Here is a 17,525-nt window from a genome sequence, read left to right as displayed (position 1 = left end):
TGATGAATTTAGCTGAATTTGCGATTAAGCAGCGTCTATTTGTGCTGTTCTTTAGTGTGCTATGTGTGATTGTAGGCGTGATCTCCTACTTTGAACTTGGCAAATTAGAAGATCCCACCTTTACGGTAAAAAGTGCTGTGGTTGTGACGCTCTACCCTGGGGCATCTGCAAAAGAGATCGAGCTGCAAGTGACTGATAAAATTGAGACCAAGCTGCAAGAGATGGGCGCTATGTGGAAGCTACGATCTTTGTCTCGCCCTGGTAGCTCGATGATTTTTATCGATCTCAAAGAAACAACCAAATCAGATGAGCTGCCCCAGCAGTGGGATCTTCTCAGACGTAAGGTCAATGACGTTAAGCTCACTCTACCTGCAACCGCGCAAATTAGCATAGTGCAAGACGAGTTCTCAGAAGTGTATGGCATGTTGTTTAGTGTCTATGGTGAAAATGCGCAGCCGGAGGCGCTACGTCAGTATGCAAAAGAGTTGCAACGTCGAATCAAGACGGTCGATGGCATTAAAAAAATCGAGCTTCACGGTGTGCAAAATCAAGCCGTGTATATTGATCTACCTGAAGAGCGCTTAGCCCAGTATGGAATATCACCTGCGCAGGTGATCAATCAATTAGTGACGCAGAACCTAACGTTCAATAGCGGCAGTTTTGCTGCCGGCAAGGAACGTATTCGTGTTGACCAAAGCAGCGCCTTTAAATCCATTGACGATATCAAGGCACTGAGCATTCAAGGTGGGTTCGGTGACTACAGTACCGGATTGCTTCGACTCGGTGACATTGCCGATGTCAGTCTAGGCTACCAAACACCAGCAATGACCCTGAGCCGTTTCAATGGTAAGCAAGCGGTAACATTGGCAGTTAGCCCCGTTCCGGGAATTAACGTTGTTAACTTGGGTGAAAGCCTGACTCAGATTATTGCTGATTATCAGCAAGAGTTACCGCTAGGTATTGAGATTGGCACCATTGCTTTTCAGCCTGATGAAGTCGAAAAGTCGATCGATGATTTTGTCATTAACCTGCTTGAGAGTGTATTAATTGTATTCGCGGTGTTGCTTATTTTTATGGGCTTTAAGAGCGCGGCAATTGTCGGTGGTAGCTTAATTTTCACCATTTTGTTAACACTTATTTATATGTACCTTGCAGGGGTGGATCTACAGCGGGTTTCATTAGGGACCTTTATTTTGGCATTGGGTATGCTGGTTGATAACGCGATTGTTATTACCGACTTGTTTGTGGTGAGGTTAAATCAGGGCGTTGACCGCACTAAAGCGGCTATCGATTCCGTAAAAGAAACCTCAAAGCCGTTATTGGCGGCAACCGTTATAGCGATTATGGGTTCTAGTCCAGTGGTCTTCTCGCAGACTGATGCCGGTGAGTTTGCCAGTTCAGTGTTCTTAATCATCTGTTCTTCGTTACTGTTCTCTTGGCTTGTAGCGGTAACATTAACTCCACTATTGTGCTGGCTATGGATAAAGCCAAGCACGAAAAAAGCGGATGATAATCCTAAAACAAGTCGATATCAGTTAGCGGTTAACTGGACGGTAATGAATCCAGTCAAAGCAATTTCAATGGTGATCCCACTGTTGCTCGTTACTGCTTTAGCTGTGCCTTATGTTGCTATTAACTTTATTCCTAGCTCAGATAGACCAATGGTGTTTTTAGATTATTGGTTACCCAATGGTGCCAAGATAGAAAATACCTCAGCTGATATGAAAAAAATTGAAACTTGGTTAGTGAAGCAACCAGAAGTGACGGTTATATCAAGCTATGTCGGCGCCTCTGCACCCAGGTTCTCGGTCACAGTAGAGCCAGAGCCATTTGATACTAGCTATGGTCAAATCGTGATTAATGTGGCTGATTACGAGGGGATTGAGTCGTTAACTAAGCGAGGCGATAGATGGTTAGCACAACACTTCCCTAACTCTGAGCCACGCTTTAGAGCACTTAAGCTAGCAACCAAAGATAAATTTAGTGTAGAAGCTCGTTTCAGCGGCCCAGATCCACACGTCTTGCACCGTTTGTCGGACGAAGCACAAGTGATCATGCAAGCGAACAGCAATACTAAGTATGTACGTGATGACTGGCGTCAACTCAGCAAGGTCATTCAGCCTGTCATTAACCAAGAGCAAGCTCGCCGCGCCGGGTTAAATCGTACTGATATTTCTCTTGCAATCAGGCGTGCCACAGAGGGAGTAACCGTTGGCACTTTGAATCAGGGCGATCAGCTGATCCCTATCAGTTTTAGAAGTGCGAATGCAGATCTAAGTCGCCTAGAAACCTTACCTGTTCGTTCATTGTTAGGCGTTCACAGTGTGCCGTTAGGCCAGGTGGTTGATAGCTTTGAACTTAAGAGTGAGGAAAGCATGATCTGGCGTCGTAACCGTGTGCCAACAATCACAGCCCAAGCAGATGTGTTTGATGCTACACCTGCTCAGGTTCGTAACCAGATTAAAGATCAAATCGAAGCCATTGAGCTGCCAGCAGGCTATGCATTCGAGTGGGGCGGTGAATATTACGATGAAAATCGTGCTATCACAGATACCCTAAGTCAGATGCCTAAGGCCTTATTAATGATGGTGGTGATCATGGTCGCGATGTTCAATGGCTTCAAGCAGCCAGCGATAATCTTAATTACTTTGCCACTGGCTGCCATCGGCGCAACCTGGACATTACTCTTGCTAGATAAGCCTTTTGGCTTTATGGCCTTGATTGGTGCCATTACGCTTGCTGGCATGATTATCAAGAATGGCATAGTGCTGATGGATCAAATAGAACTTGAGCGCGCAAACAACAAGCCATTAAGAGAAGCGGTAAAAACGGCAACACTCAACCGTACAATGGCTATTTCTATGGGCGCACTCACTACGGCGTTAGGTATGATCCCACTACTTAGCGATAGGTTATTTGACCAAATGGCGGCAACTATTATTGGTGGCTTGGCCGCGGCGACAGTGTTATCGCTGTTCATTATGCCGGCGTTCTACTGTTTGTTTTATCGTAACTGCGACGAGCATGACGATAAGGTTGAAGCATTAGACCCATCACTAACTAGCACTGCTATGGAGCAAAAATAATATGAATCTTTTTAAACTCGCACCAATAGCCATTGCATTGTTCATGACTGGCTGCGCGGTTGGCCCTGATTATCAGGCGCCAACCAGTAACTTAGACAGTGAGTACTTGTATCAAGATACCGCAGGCACAGTTACCGGGGAGCGCAGCAAGGCTCACAGCCAAGCATGGTGGACTCATTTTAACGATCCGCTTCTCAATCAGCTGGTTATCGATGCACAACATCAAGCTATACCACTGAAGGTTGCTGCGCAGCGTATTCGAATGGCACAGTCTTATCAAAGCGCCATAGAGTCTTTCAAAGTACCGACCGTTAATTTTGGCGCTGGCTTTGGTAATGTGCAGATAAGTGAAAATGGTCCTCTGCTGGGGGGAGCTGTCACCGCAATGAACCCGATAAGCGGTGAACCATTGGGGTTAGTCGATGATAACAACAGCGCGTTTTTTGCTGGGGCAACGATTGCGTGGGAGGTCGATATCTTTGGCCGTATAGACAGGCAAGTGAATGCAGCGAAGATCCGCAAAGAGCAGATGGTCATCATGCGTGAAGGGCTTACGACCTTAATAACCTCCGATGTGATCCACAATTACCTGCAGATGCGTGGTGCACAAGAGCGTAAGCAAATAGCGCTGCACACGGTTAAAGATCAACAGCGTACGCTCGAGCTGGTGCGGTTAATGGTTAAAAGTGGTTATGGTTCAAAGCTCGATGAAGCAAGGGCCAAAGCCATGTTGGCAGTGACAAAGTCGGTGCTCCCCCAGCTTGAAATTGCCGAAAGTGTTCACAAACAACGCTTAGCGATTTTATTGGGTGAAACACCTAAACAAAGCGAGAAGCGTTTCAGTCAGGCAATGCCTTTACCCAGTTTTAATGGTGTGATCCCAACGGGACTGCCGTCAGACCTGCTAAATCGTAGACCAGATATTAGAATTGCAGAACGGGAAATGGCGGCGCTCAACGAAGAGCGCGCAGCGGCGATTGCAGCGCAATACCCGAAAGTGTTCTTAACGGGAGCACCAGGTGTTTTAGCCAAAGACTTTGACGAGCTATTTAGTAGTGACTCTATCGCTTGGGCGGGCAGTATCGGTGTGAGTTGGAATGTGTTTGATGGTGGTCGAGGTGATGCCATGGTTGAAATGAAAACCGCACGATTTGATGCCAGTGTATTGAGTTATCAGCAAGCGGTTATAGCCGCATTTGGTGAGGTCGAAACTCTCTTGCAGGGATACGGCTATAGTCAACAATATGTTCAGCTCGTCAGTGAAGCCGAAACAGAAACTTCCCATGCGGTCGACAAAGCCAAATCATTGTATAAAGCAGGGCTTAGTGATTACTTGTCGATACTGGATGCGCAGCGCCAAGAAAATATGCTCAGGGACCGCGTGGTTGCTGCTAAATTACAAACAGCGCATATGACGATAGGTTTGCATAAAGCGCTCGGCGGTAACTGGCGAGTGAATACGGATACATAGTCATGGGGATTAACGTCACATCACTATAGAGATAAAAATGCAGTGCTTAGCACTGCATTTTTTGTTTATGGGCATGCCAAGGGTTAAAACCCAGGATGTTAGCGACTAATTTATTGATTGTTAGCGCATCAATACCGGCGAATCATCAGGGCAGATTAACTTGATGGCACCTGGGAGCACGCGGATATGATGGGTGAGGTGAGAGGTGGGTTCGCCATCTAAATTGACCGGCAGCGGCGTGTCAGAGGTTAAGGTGATCTCTGAGACTTGCATTCGATTGACATACTCCCCGTTCGCAAATGGATCTTTAAGCTCATCCACGACTTGTTTGAGTGCTGAGCTTGGAAAGTGTTTTACTAAGAACACATCGAGTAAGCCATCGTTTAATAAGGCATTGGGCGCCAGGTTTTGTCCTCCGCCCGCTAATCGGCCATTACAGATAGCGCCCAATAATCCCGCACCTTGCAGTTGGACCCGCTGTCCATCGGCTAAGGTGGCGGCAATTTTTCCTTGATAAGGTGTAAAGTTAAGGGCTTGAATCAGTCCTGAGACAAAATAGGCTTGGCCGCCTAGCAAATCTTTCAGTTCTACTGGCGTCTCAACAGTAATTTGAGCACCAAATCCGGCGGATGCGACATTAATAAAATATCGTTCATTTGCCAAAGCGAGATCAATGAGATGTGCATTACCTGACACTGCAAACGTTAGCGCTGTCTCTATTTGTAGTGAAATAAGACACGCAGTGGCAAAATCATTGGCTGTGCCAAGAGGCAATATGGCGAGCTCCATCTCAAGCTCTACCTTATTAGGATGATCTGAAGCTGTTGGCTTAGTTAAATGAGCTAACGCATCGGCCACTTCATTAACGGTTCCATCACCACCGCCGGCTATGATACGGGTGATGTTAAGTGCAACAGCTTCCTTAACATAGCGAGCCACATCTCCGCCTTCCCACGTACAGCGAACTTCAATGCTATGTCCTTGCTCTCGAAGCAAGTTAATGGTTTGTCTAATCAGTGGTAAACCTGCTTTTTTGCCGTTAAGAATTAACATCGCCATAGTGAGTGTTTAGTCCTGAAAGTTGTTCGATTATTCAGCGCATCTACTATACCTTAGACCAGTACTGATGCTTGGCCAAGTGCTTCATTTAAGTTTAATGTTCGCAGATTGATATAAAATCAATTAAACAATATAACGTAATCAAGTGAAATCTCTGTGTGGATATAACGTTTTATTAGAGTATTAAATAAAACTTGCCGATATTATTGAGATTGCATTTATATGGTGTGGTAATTAATTGATTGTCGAGTAATTAACTATTCCCGTGTTTTTACGAGTATCATTAACTTGCTATATGATATATTTGTTATTTGTTATTTGTAATAAATAATAAGTGCTGATTTTGTTTATGCGTAATAAAACATAAAGCTTTATGTGGCTGCAATGAAAGTTAGCCACTTCCTTACAGTGTTAATTCCACCATGTTAACTCCACTGTGCTTGACCTAGTAAATCCTCCTGTTATCGACTTTGTGCGCTATAACATACGACCTGGAAAATTATTTGTTGGTAGAATGAGCTTATATTAATTCAAGTGTTTTAACATGTGAATAATTGCAGTGAACTTATAAAGGCTGTTACGTTATTTGTAATGCCTTAATATAATAATTATTAAATTAAAAAAAGTGAGCTCAGTGTTTAGGTAATTATATTAACCTAAGTATTTACTGTTATGACCCCTGGACCACTATCTAGCGGAGCATGCATGATAATTTTATTTAAACCTTGGTTGTTAACGACATTCGTCATCACATCTTCATCCCTCTTAGGCTGTGCTGAGAAACAGATAGAACAACCTGTTTCAGAAGTCATTCGGCCTGTTAAAATGGCTACTGTTGTTAGCGCACAAGGAAGCGTTCAACGGTCTTTTCCTGCTCAAGTGAGTGCCAATGCCAGTACCGATTTGGCTTTTAGAGTTTCTGGCCAAATCACCAATCACTACATCAATGAAGGTGAGCGTGTTGAAAAAGGTCAGTTAATCGCTGAACTCGATCCGACTGATTTCGATATTCAACTAGATAATGCCAAAGCTAAGTATGAGCTGGCGATGGCTCAGCATGATCGCAATGTGATGCTTGTGCCTAAGGGGCTAGCGACACAAGCCGAATTTGATACTTCACGCGCTGAGATGTTAATGGCTAAGGCGAGACTCGATAGAAGCAGCCAAAACTTAAAATACACTAAAATCTATGCCCCCTATGCTGGTATCGTCGCCAAGAAGCATACTGAGAACCACGATCATATTGCTGCTACTCAGCCTATTATCGAGTTTCAGAATGATAGATTAAGCGATATTCAATTTGATCTGCCCGAGAAGCTACTTAAACAATTTGATCCAGAAAAATTAACGTCACTCACTACCCAAGTCATTCTAGATAGCTACCCGGATAAGCCGCTTAAAGCCACTTTCAAAGAGATGCGTAAGTCAACGAGTGCAGGCGCCTTGAGTTTTAGGGTCACGCTCTCAGTTATTGTGCCCGATGATATGCGGGTATTACCGGGAATGAGCGCTAACGTTAATCGGGTTCTGGCCAGTGAACAAGGTGCGGATAATAAATCGGTCATTGCGCCAGTGAATGCTGTTTTTAGCCCTGAAACATCCAAGCTTGCTGCTGGTAATAAATACGTTTGGGTTGTCGATAGCAATGATAAAACGCATTTACGTCAAGTCAATGTGGTTCGATTAATTTCTGCGGGCGCCGTCATTGATTCAGGTCTGGAAATTGGCGAAAGGGTTGTCACTGCGGGAACGCATCAAATTAGTGACCAACAACAGGTTAAAGAGTTAACCCGTGAGCGAGGCATATAATGACAACTGATACTAAATCTGTGAATGTGCCAGAAGATATAGAGCAAGAGTGCAAAGGTGGAGGCATTGCAGGTTACTCGATGAGGAACTCTGTTGTTAGCTGGCTGATCATCATGGTGCTTCTTGTGGGGGGAATTCTTGCCTTTAAAGACTTAGGTCGATTAGAAGATCCTGAGTTTACCCCGCGTTCGGCATTGATTGTTACCGCCTATCCTGGCGCGTCCCCAGAGCAAGTCGAGGAGGAGGTTACGCTAGTCATAGAAAATGCCTTGCAGCAACTGCCTTCAGTTAAGTGGATTAAATCTGTGAGCACCGCAGGGTTATCTCAAGTCGATGTGATGATGGAATCTGAATACACCAGCCTTCACCTGCCACAAATCTGGGATGAAGTGCGCCGTAAAATTGGCGACATTAGAACATTACCCCCCGGTGCGTCAAAACCGATCGTTAATGATGATTTCGGTGATGTGTACGGCATGATTTGGGGAATAACGGGTGACGGCTATGAGATGGCTGAACTTGAATCCTTTGCCGATCAACTTAGGCGTGATGTGGTTACTCTTGACGGAGTAAGCAAGGTGGTCATTGGGGGGATACAGCAGCAACAGGTATTTATTGAGCTATCTAATAGTAAGTTATCAGCCCTCAATATCCCTATCGATCATATTGCCGCTTTATTGCAAAATCAGAACTCGGTATCTAATGCCGGACGCATTAGGATTCAAGATGAAACGGTGAGGTTATACCCTACGGGAGAATTTCAAGATATAACTGAGCTAAGAGACCTAGTGATAAGCCCCGCAGGCTCTAACTCCCGGATACTATTGGGTGATGTTGCCGAAATCAAACGAGGTTACGTCGAAGTTCCCACCAAGCTGATGTCGATGAATGGCTTGCCAGCGCTTGAGTTTGGCGTGTCGTTTATGCCTGGCGAAAATGTCATCAAAGTCGGTGCAAGCGTTCAGGCTCATATCGATAGTATGCTTAATAAACAGCCTGTTGGTATAGAGATGGAGAACATCTACAACCAGCCTTTGCAAGTTGAAAAAGCGGTGGATGGCTTCGTCTGGAGTCTCGTTGAGGCGGTCGCTATCGTTATCGCCGTACTCTTGCTTACCATGGGACTAAAGAGCGGTATCATCATAGGTATCGTGCTTATTCTTTCAGTGACTGGCACTTTTATCTTTATGGAGATGATGGGCATTAATTTGCAGCGCATCTCGTTAGGAGCGCTGATTATTGCGCTTGGTATGCTGGTGGATAATGCCATCGTGGTGGTCGAGGGGATATTAATTGGCATGCAGCGTGGGAAAAACCGTTTTCGCGCAGCGATTGAGATTGTTGAACAAACTAAGTGGCCACTGCTCGGCGCGACCGTTATTGCCGTTACCGCTTTTGCGCCTATTGGATTATCAGAAGATATCTCGGGTGAGCTGATTGGTACGCTTTTTTGGGTGGTATTAATCTCGCTGACATTAAGCTGGATAACCGCAATAACCACCACCCCTTTCTTAGCGTCAATGCTGTTTAAGAATGTAAAAGTTGCCGCCGAGGGCGAAGATAACGATCCCTATAAAGGTGTGGTCTTCACTTCATATCGTCGTTTTTTAAAAGCCTGTATTCGTCATCGAAAAGTCACCATGCTACTGCTATTGATTTTACTTTTAGGATCGGTAAAAGGCTTTGGCATGCTTAAAAATGAGTTCTTCCCACCAATGAACTTACCTAAATTTATGGTTGATACGTGGCTACCATACAGTACGGATATCCGTGCCACTTCAGCTGAAATTCAGGCGATGGAGCAACTGGTATTGACACATCCTGAGGTCACGCAAGTCGCCTCAAGTGTCGGTGGTGGTCATGTTCGCTTTATGCTCGCCTATAAACCAGAGAAGATGTACAACAACTACGGCAACTTGATGGTGACAGTCAAAGATCTGGACAAGCTTGTGGTGGTGATGAAAGAGGTAAGAGTACTGCTGGAGCAAAACTTCACCGGCGCTAACTACAACTTTAAACGCTTTGAGATGGGTCCTGCTCCTGATGGACGAATTGAAGCAAGATTTCAAGGTCCAGATCCCGATGTGTTAAGAGCTTTGTCGGTACAAGCGAAAGCCATTATGGCCTCACATGAGGGGGCTACCGCGGTACGTGATGACTGGCGTGAGCGCACTAAAGTTGTCCGTCCGGTATTTAATGTCGAAGCGGCAAGAACTCTGGGGATCAGTAAGTCGCAGGTAGATAATGTGCTGCTGGCGAACTTCTCCGGTCGCAGCGTGGGCTTATACCGAGATGGCTCAGATATGATGCCAATCATAGTCCAGCCTCCAGAATCCGAGCGAACCGATATCAATGGCATCATGGAGTTACAGATCTGGAGTCATCAACTCAATCGCTATGTGGGCTTATCTCAGGTGGTTCATCGTTTCGATATTGAGTTTGAAGATCCCGTCATTATGCGTCGCGATAGAGTGCGCACACTCATGACTATGACAGATGAAGATCAAATGGGCTCGCTCACCACAGCGGCTGTGCTGCAGTCATTTAAGGCTGAAGTTGAAGCTATTGAGCTTCCAGAGGGCTATAGCATGCACTGGGGCGGTAAGCATGAAACATCGATGGATGCACTTGCAGCTATCGGCGAGAAACTCGGTGGCGGCTATCTGGTGATGATATTAATCACCATATTACTGTTTAGTTCATTTAAAGATGCCGCAGTGATATGGACCGTGGTGCCGTTCGCTATTATCGGTGTTGTCGTTGGCCTTTATACGGCTAATATGCCGTTCACCTTCTTAGCGCTTCTTGGCACTATGAGTTTAACGGGCATGTTGATAAAAAATGCCATTGTGCTCGTTGAGGAAATCAGGCTACAGATAGCAGAGGGCAAGGAGGACTACTTAGCGGTCATCGATGCGTCAGTCTCTAGGGTACGCCCGGTGAGCATGGCGGCAGTGACCACAGTACTGGGTATGATCCCGCTAATAACTGATGGGTTCTTCCAGGCGATGGCCGTGGCCATGATGGCAGGGTTAACCTTTGCAACCATTCTGACATTAATCGTTACCCCAGTCATGTATACCATGATCCACCGGGTTCGCAGCCAGTAATATTCACTTAATTACGCTAATCCATTTTTAACGCAAGTTCCAACCATAAGCCCCTTTCACAGGGGCTTATCTCACTCTCTGCACTTGTTCATGTTGATTGATTTGAAACATTACATTCTAGCAAATGCGATGTAAACACTAGTAATCTTGCGAGTTGTTAATTAACTTGAAGATACTTACTATAAAAGTCAACTTAGAGTCAGCAGGTGATATTTTGGATCAGTCTCAGCAAGCCGTTTCTCAACTATTTCATTCCGTTTCACAGTCTGTTATTGGCCAAGAGCATGTGGTTAAATCTCTGCTTATTGCTATGTTGACCCGAGGTCATATCTTATTAGAAGGGCTACCTGGTACCGCTAAGACCCGCTCTATTAAGTCGTTGGCCAGTGCCATGAATGCCAGCTTTAGCCGTATTCAATTTACCCCAGATCTGCTTCCATCAGATGTGACTGGCAGTGACGTTTACCGAGAAGTCGACGGTAAACCAAGCCTTGTGTATCAGCAGGGGCCTATTTTCAATAATTTAGTATTAGCCGATGAGATTAACCGTGCCCCTGCTAAGGTGCAGGCCGCTTTGCTAGAGGCGATGGGAGAAAATACGGTTACATCCGGTGGTGTTACCCGACATTTACCTGAATTATTTCTAGTGATGGCGACACAAAATCCAATTGAACAAGAGGGCACCTATCCACTGCCTGAAGCACAAATGGATAGATTCACCCTCAAGGTTGATATTCATTATCCTGACGCAGAAGCCGAGCGAGCGATCATTCGCCTAGTAAGGGGAGAAGAACCTGGCGCCCAAACCAGTGAACAAGTCACTGATACAGAACATGCCATTACTGTTACCCCTGAACATATTATCAATGGCCAAAAAGCGCTTAACCAAGTTCATGTTTCTGAGGTGGCTGAAAACTATATTGTCAATCTGGTTATGGCTACGCGAGACACTACAGATTATGAACATGCACAATTTTCTCAATGGTTAGCCGTTGGCGTAAGCCCACGAGCGAGTATTGCACTCGATCGATGTGCCAGAGCTCATGCTTGGTTAGCAGGACGTGATTATGTTGACCCAGATGATATTCTAGGTGTGATCCATCAAGTTATGGGTCATCGTTTAGTACTCAGCTATGAGGCGATTGCGGAGCAAATCACACCGAAACAGATCGTTGACGATATCTTAAAGTACGTGCCTATAGGGTAAGGATATGAACTGGAAAACGTTTGTTTCAAACTCACTTCCAACACCAAAGTCAGCTCCTCAACAGGGTGAGTTAGATGCAAGAGTTTATGTTAATAAAGCGAGTTTGATAGCGCTAAAAAACTCAACCAAAGGCTTTAGCTTTTTACCGAGTAACAGCCGCACCACCATCTTGTCTGGTCGGCATTATTCCAAGATCCGTGGCAGGGGATTGAACTTTGAGGAATTGCGTCATTACCAAGAGGGTGATGAGGTTAAAAGTATCGATTGGAATGTGACTCTTAGAACGGGCAAGCCCCATGTTCGCGTGTTTAGTGAAGAGAAAGAGCGCCAAGTGCTGGTGTGTGTCGATCAACGTCAATCTATGTTTTTTGGCTCGCAAGAGGTGATGAAATCGGTGGTTGCTGCCCAAGTTGCTGCTTTATGTATCTGGCGAGTTCTTCAGGACGGCGACAGAATAGGTGGTATGGTATTTTCTGAGCATAGCAGAGAGGTTTTTAAGGCGCGAAGAGATGCCCGTTCTGCGATCAACTTCATCGACAAAATTTGTGATGCAAACCACGCATTAAAAAGTGGCCAAGCCACTAGCGAAGACAATACCTTGGTGGCAGCTCTCGAAGAGATGACGCGACTAAAGCTACATAACTCCACCCTGATTTTAATCAGTGACTGGTTAGGGTTCGATCAAAAAACTGAACAGTTAATCCGTTATCTACAGCGTAAAAATGAGCTGATTTTAGTGCATATCAGTGATCCTTTAGAGCGTGATCTACAGGATATTGATAACTTGGTCGCCAGCGACGGTGAATATCAGCTTCATATAAAAAAGCAATCAATGAGTCATTCACATAAGGCGTTCATTCATGCTTTCAGCCAAGAGCATCAGGAGATGAAAGAGCAGTTAGCTCAAACGATTCGAACTCAAACGACACCAGTGATCAACCTAGCAACCTCTGGTGATGAAATTGCACAGTTTAAATCAGCGTTTAATCTAAGGGCAAAGTCATGAATGCCTTACCAGTGCTTCAAGCTGCCATCGAGGTCGATAGCAGTTTTGGCAACCCCATGATGAAAATGGCTCAGTTTGAGGAACTTAGCTTACCTACAGAGGTTAGCTTGCTGCCACAAACCTGGGGATGGGCTTTATTACTGTTGTTAGTCGCTATTGGCTTGACTGTTTTCGCGATTAAAAAAGGCCAACATTGGCGCAAGAACCGCTACCGCAAACAGCTCATAGAACAGTTAAATAGCATTGAACAGTCCAGTGGTCACCTTGACCGTCAAGTGTTAACTATTTTACATCTCGGCGTGAGTGCAGCCTATGGCGTTCAGGGCAGCCAAGCCCGCAGTTTGACGGGGGGGGAATGGTTAGCATTTCTAGACTTGTGCTGTGATGGTAAAACCCAGTTTCACTCTCAATGGGGCCTAGATTGGCAGCGGGCTTGTTGGATGAAGCCTGAAGAGGTACCTAAGACTCAACAACAAAACTCAAGTTTAGTTGCAGAAGCAAGGCAGTGGTTATTGTCACACTCAGAGCAGCTTCCCACCCAAGCAATATATGGCAGTGATCCAGTGGGTCAGCACGCTAACGATATGTTAATCGATGCGTCAGGAGCTAAGTCATGATCGAATTGAGCTACCCTGTGTTATTGCTGTTACTGCCGCTGCCGATGGCTATCTATAAATTTGCACCAGCCTATAAAGTTAAGCAGCAAGCGGTTCATGTGCCATTTTTTGACGTTTTAGTTCGCTTACTTAATGAGGCTCCCACCACCGGGGGCGTTAAACTTGAACCACAGGCTTGGCAAAAAATAGCGCTTATTCTCGTTTGGTGTTTACTGGTTATCGCTATGGCAAAGCCAGTGTGGCTTGGTGAGCCACAGGTACGTGATAAGGTTGGCCGCGACCTTATGATGGTGGTCGACCTTTCAGGCTCTATGGATGCTAAAGACTTTTCTATGCCTGGAGAGAGTAGTGAGACGATCACTCGGCTCGATGCAGTAAAAAATGTGATGACAGACTTTGTCGCCAATCGCCGTGGCGATAGGTTAGGGCTGATCTTATTTGGCGACGCCGCCTACCTACAAGCCCCTTTCACTGAAGATCATCAAGCCTGGATTGAATTGCTCAATGAAACCCGTGTTGCTATGGCTGGCCAAAGTACTCACTTAGGGGATGCGCTCGGGCTGGCAATCAAAGTGATTGATGAGGCTCAGGACATTCGTCGAGAAACTGGCCGAAGGGAGATCCAAGGTGAAATCGCTGACAAGGTGGTGATCTTGCTCACCGATGGTAATGATACCGACAGCTTAGTACCGCCACTAGAAGCGGCAAAAATAGCAGCCCATCGCGGCATAAGAGTTCATGTTATTGCTATTGGCGATCCTAGGACCGTAGGCGAGCAGGCTCTGGATATGGTCACCATCGAAGGCATGGCAAAAATAACAGGGGGCCGTGCCTTTCAAGCGGTATCTAAGGTCGAGTTAGAGAATGTTTACCGAGAAATTGAAGCGTTAGAGCCGGCGCAATATGCCAGCTTGACCTATCAACCTAAGGTTAGCATGCACTATTTACCTGTCGTTATTGCCGTCTGCTTGTTCTTATCTGCATACACCTTGGTTTTGCTCAAGCGTATGATAATGCTAAAACTGGCAAGGAGTCGGCAGGGGGCTAATGCTAGTAATTCGAGTGATAATACTCGTAATGTGAATGCCAACAATGTCAATACTGTGGGCACAGCCTCCAGCGATGTTGAACTAAAAGCGGCTGCAATCAAGGAGGACCGCTAATGTTGTTGTCTCAGCTTGAGCAGTTTCATTTTATCAGGCCTAGTTGGTTATTGCTGTTATTGCCCATTGGTGTGCTTTTTGCCATTCAGTGGCGTCGAGGTAACACCCCGGCACAATGGCAAAACAAGCTGCCCACTCATTTACTTAACGCACTCAGCGTAGGGGATAATGGTTGGAAGAAGATGTTACCACTTAAAATTTGGTGTCTGGCCCTTAGTCTAGCGACACTCATTGCAGCTGGGCCAACTTGGCAACGTCAAGCATCACCGTTTGGCGAGGATAAAGCGCCACTTATCATAGTGCTCGATGTATCGTCCTCTATGCTTGAAAAAGATGTTCAACCATCACGCTTAGTCAGAGCTAAACAGAAGATTGAAGATCTGATCCAGCTAAGAGAGGGTGGACCCACAGCCTTAATCGTTTATTCCGGTAGCGCTCATTTGGCGATGCCATTAACCCGTGATAGCAGCGTGTTCAGCCCTTTGCTACATGCAGTATCGAGCGATATTATGCCAAGGGAAGGTAAGTTTGCCCAATACGCATTGCCTGTTATCGAGCGACTAATTTCTACAGACTCAGATCTTGAAGGCATGCCTATAAAGGCAATACCTATAAAGACAATGAACCTTAAAGGCAGCAGCACTGTGCTGCTAATTACCGATGGACTCGGTGGCGGCACGGCAACCGCATTTAAGCAGTACTTTAATTCTGACGCTAATTCTGACGCTAATTCTAAGCAGAACACTAGCCCCCCCAAGTTAATCGTATTTGGTGTCGGTGATACAAAAGCCAGTGCTCAGATCCCATTTGACCCTAAGGCGTTAAAACAACTTGCCCTTGATGTGAGTGGTGAATATATCCCATTAACTGTGAGCAGTGATGATATCGAAAGCATCATAGGCGAGGTGCAATCGCACTTTCTAATGAGCCATGATTCAGCCGAGCCATGGCGTGATATGGGCTATGGTTTAGTCTTCGTTGTCGCCGCCATCTTTTTGCTCTGGTTCAGACGAGGTTGGACAGTTCAGTGGTGCTTGGTCGGGGCCTTGCTGCTTGCTTCATCTAACGATGTGCTGGCTGCTAATACGGTAACGAGTAATAATATTGCCCAGCAGAGTCAACAGGCTATAGAGCAAGCACAAGGCTGGCATTTTTTAGATATCTGGCTGACCAGAGATCAGCAAGCCAGTTATTACTTTCAGCAAGGAGAATACCTGCAAGCGGCCGCTTACTTTGAGTCGCCGATGTGGAAAGCGACTGCTTTCTATCTTGCGGAAGATTTTAAATCAGCCCACAGCTATTTTATGCGGGTCGATAGTGACGAAGCGCGCTTAGGCGCTGCCAATGCCTTGGTTCATCAGCGCGAATATATTGCAGGACGTAATTTTTACCGAGAAATTACTATCGATTCACCGGATTTTACCTCTGCACAAACTAATTTGGCTAAAGTTCAAAAAATTATCGATGATAATAATCGCCAAAGTGAGAGCCAAGCCAATACTGAGGATGAACCATCACAAGAGCTGGGTGATGAGCCACAAACAGGCGATGGTGCAGAGGAGAAGGTGGCGAAAGAGTTTGTCCAGAAAACACCGTTAACGGCACAGGAATTACTTGAAGATGACACGCTTAATCAGGTGTGGATGAAGCGTGTACAAGGCGATCCAAAGCGTTTTTTATCGAGTAAGTTTCGCATTCAGCTTGAACAAGTGAGAGAAAAATAATGGATAAGCCTCTATTTAAGTGGACAAGCTTTTTACAACGGATATTGAAAATATCCTTGCGTATTACCTTGATGTTTTTCATGTTCATTTTTACCGCCAATGCATTAGCCGTAGAGGTGACGATTCAAGCGTTACAAGCCAATAAACGTGTTGAGATTAGCAGCTGGCTTGAACAAAAAGGCGATGTTGCACCGGGTGAGCAACTTGACCTCTATATTAAAGTTGCCACTGACCATTGGTTCAGCGGCGGGACATTTATCAGTGCGTTTGATATCCCCAATACCTTAGTCATGAGACGAAAAAAACTCGCTAATAATTATACCGAAAGACGCAATGGCCAGACTTGGTCAATCCAAGAGTGGCAGCTTAGCCTATACCCACAAGCCTCTGGCGAATACCAAGTCCCAGCCATTCCAGTGACACTGCATGTGGTTGATAAGCCTGGCCAGAATGTGAGTGGTACCTTATTAACTCAGCCTCTCAGGTTTACAGTTGCACTGCCTACAGCGCAGATGACCAGCGATAGGCAATGGGTCTCCGCGCCCGTGTTAACCCTTGAGCAATCGTGGAGTATTGAGCCTGGGAGTCCATTAAATGTAGGCGATGCCATTACTCGTACTATCACCATGAGTGGTGAGGATACTACCGCCATGTTGTTTGCTGATATACCCATGGCAAGATCAGATAAGTTGCAGTCTTATCAAGGTGCTGGCAGTGTCAAAGATAGCCAGAATCGAGGCGATTTTTATGCCACTAAGACTTGGGAACAAACCTACATAGTGCAGACTAACGGTGAGATAGTGCTGCCAGAAGTGTCAGTATTATGGTGGAATACGCAGTTGAAACAGTTCACTGAACTCCAGATTTCGTCAGCAAGCTGGCAGGTGAGCCACACGCCACAAAGCTTTATTAAGGCTTATGCTTGGGCTGGATTACTGATAGTTATCTGCAGCTTTGGGCTATTTAAATTATCAGTCTCAATGTTTAACCTGTATCAGCGCGAAAGCCTACCTACAAGCGTATTATTCTTTATGGCGAACATCTCTGGCAAGCAGTCGCTAGTTAACAAGTATATTTACAGGCACAGGTTTGAAACCTCAGATAAGTATCAACTTAGAGATGATGGAAGGGTACTGAAAGAGGCCCATCAAGCAGACAACAAATTAACCAAGATTACTGAGCAATGGCTCTCTTCGCAATACTCGAAAAGAGAGCAAGCAATTACTTGGTTGCAAAATACAAGAGTATGGCGGACTAGAGCAGATAAGTAAGT

11 protein-coding genes are annotated in these 17,525 nt (G+C 45.5%); 10 read left to right on the top strand and 1 reads right to left on the bottom strand.

All coding sequences use genetic code 11. The annotated features are described in order from the left end of the window. The first annotated feature begins 2 nt into the window (after positions 1 to 2). Positions 3 to 3,086, top strand: coding sequence for an efflux RND transporter permease subunit (locus FM038_RS14750; protein WP_185965864.1), 3,084 nt, complete (start codon positions 3 to 5; stop codon positions 3,084 to 3,086). Between the two features lies 1 nt (position 3,087). Further along, positions 3,088 to 4,557 carry an efflux transporter outer membrane subunit gene (locus FM038_RS14745; protein WP_142874136.1) on the top strand — a complete coding sequence of 490 codons (1,470 nt, stop codon included), beginning with the start codon at positions 3,088 to 3,090 and terminating at the stop codon, positions 4,555 to 4,557. A 120-nt stretch (positions 4,558 to 4,677) separates the two neighbouring features. On the opposite strand, the gene yegS is transcribed toward FM038_RS14745, so the two are convergent. Further along, entirely contained in the window at positions 4,678 to 5,616 is a 939-nt protein-coding gene (gene yegS, locus FM038_RS14740; RefSeq protein ID WP_142874135.1) for a lipid kinase YegS, read from the bottom strand. A 705-nt stretch (positions 5,617 to 6,321) separates the two neighbouring features. On the opposite strand from yegS, the gene FM038_RS14735 reads away from it, so the two are divergent. The 8 genes from FM038_RS14735 (at position 6,322) to FM038_RS14700 (ending at position 17,523) form a co-directional block, all read left to right on the top strand. After that, entirely contained in the window at positions 6,322 to 7,425 is a 1,104-nt protein-coding gene (locus FM038_RS14735) for an efflux RND transporter periplasmic adaptor subunit (RefSeq protein WP_185965841.1), read from the top strand. Beyond that, positions 7,425 to 10,535 carry an efflux RND transporter permease subunit gene (locus FM038_RS14730; RefSeq protein WP_195873063.1) on the top strand — a complete coding sequence of 1,037 codons (3,111 nt, stop codon included), beginning with the start codon at positions 7,425 to 7,427 and terminating at the stop codon, positions 10,533 to 10,535. The genes FM038_RS14735 and FM038_RS14730 overlap by 1 nt, the downstream gene beginning before the upstream one ends. Before the next feature lie 214 nt (positions 10,536 to 10,749). After that, on the top strand, positions 10,750 to 11,742 hold the full coding sequence (locus FM038_RS14725) for an AAA family ATPase (protein ID WP_142874133.1): 993 nt from the start codon (positions 10,750 to 10,752) through the stop codon (positions 11,740 to 11,742). Between the two features lie 4 nt (positions 11,743 to 11,746). Beyond that, on the top strand, positions 11,747 to 12,748 hold the full coding sequence (locus FM038_RS14720) for a DUF58 domain-containing protein (RefSeq protein WP_142874132.1): 1,002 nt from the start codon (positions 11,747 to 11,749) through the stop codon (positions 12,746 to 12,748). Next, a complete protein-coding gene (locus FM038_RS14715) occupies positions 12,745 to 13,365 on the top strand; it encodes a DUF4381 domain-containing protein (protein WP_142874131.1) in 621 nt (206 codons plus the stop codon). Before FM038_RS14720 ends, FM038_RS14715 begins: the two co-directional genes overlap by 4 nt. Further along, positions 13,362 to 14,528: a VWA domain-containing protein gene (locus FM038_RS14710; protein WP_142874130.1), complete on the top strand. Its 1,167-nt coding sequence runs from the start codon at positions 13,362 to 13,364 to the stop codon at positions 14,526 to 14,528. The genes FM038_RS14715 and FM038_RS14710 overlap by 4 nt, the downstream gene beginning before the upstream one ends. Further along, complete coding sequence (locus FM038_RS14705) at positions 14,528 to 16,252, top strand: vWA domain-containing protein (RefSeq protein ID WP_142874129.1); 1,725 nt, start codon at positions 14,528 to 14,530, stop codon at positions 16,250 to 16,252. The genes FM038_RS14710 and FM038_RS14705 overlap by 1 nt, the downstream gene beginning before the upstream one ends. Beyond that, entirely contained in the window at positions 16,252 to 17,523 is a 1,272-nt protein-coding gene (locus FM038_RS14700; RefSeq protein ID WP_142874128.1) for a BatD family protein, read from the top strand. The genes FM038_RS14705 and FM038_RS14700 overlap by 1 nt, the downstream gene beginning before the upstream one ends. Positions 17,524 to 17,525: the final 2 nt, after the last annotated feature.

Source organism: Shewanella eurypsychrophilus (genome assembly GCF_007004545.3).
Classification (GTDB): domain Bacteria; phylum Pseudomonadota; class Gammaproteobacteria; order Enterobacterales; family Shewanellaceae; genus Shewanella; species Shewanella eurypsychrophilus.
Note: the sequence above shows the minus strand (reverse complement) of the source record. Positions and strands in the feature narration are given on the sequence as shown.

Excerpts from the sequence above, each read along its gene's own strand:
- FM038_RS14750 (WP_185965864.1), top strand. The coding sequence starts at position 3 with ATGAATTTAGCTGAATTTGCGATTAAGCAGCGTCTATTTGTGCTGTTC.
- FM038_RS14745 (WP_142874136.1), top strand. The coding sequence starts at position 3,088 with ATGAATCTTTTTAAACTCGCACCAATAGCCATTGCATTGTTCATGACT.
- yegS (WP_142874135.1), bottom strand. The coding sequence starts at position 5,616 with ATGGCGATGTTAATTCTTAACGGCAAAAAAGCAGGTTTACCACTGATT.
- FM038_RS14735 (WP_185965841.1), top strand. The coding sequence starts at position 6,322 with ATGATAATTTTATTTAAACCTTGGTTGTTAACGACATTCGTCATCACA.
- FM038_RS14730 (WP_195873063.1), top strand. The coding sequence starts at position 7,425 with ATGACAACTGATACTAAATCTGTGAATGTGCCAGAAGATATAGAGCAA.
- FM038_RS14720 (WP_142874132.1), top strand. The coding sequence starts at position 11,747 with ATGAACTGGAAAACGTTTGTTTCAAACTCACTTCCAACACCAAAGTCA.
- FM038_RS14715 (WP_142874131.1), top strand. The coding sequence starts at position 12,745 with ATGAATGCCTTACCAGTGCTTCAAGCTGCCATCGAGGTCGATAGCAGT.
- FM038_RS14710 (WP_142874130.1), top strand. The coding sequence starts at position 13,362 with ATGATCGAATTGAGCTACCCTGTGTTATTGCTGTTACTGCCGCTGCCG.
- FM038_RS14705 (WP_142874129.1), top strand. The coding sequence starts at position 14,528 with ATGTTGTTGTCTCAGCTTGAGCAGTTTCATTTTATCAGGCCTAGTTGG.
- FM038_RS14700 (WP_142874128.1), top strand. The coding sequence starts at position 16,252 with ATGGATAAGCCTCTATTTAAGTGGACAAGCTTTTTACAACGGATATTG.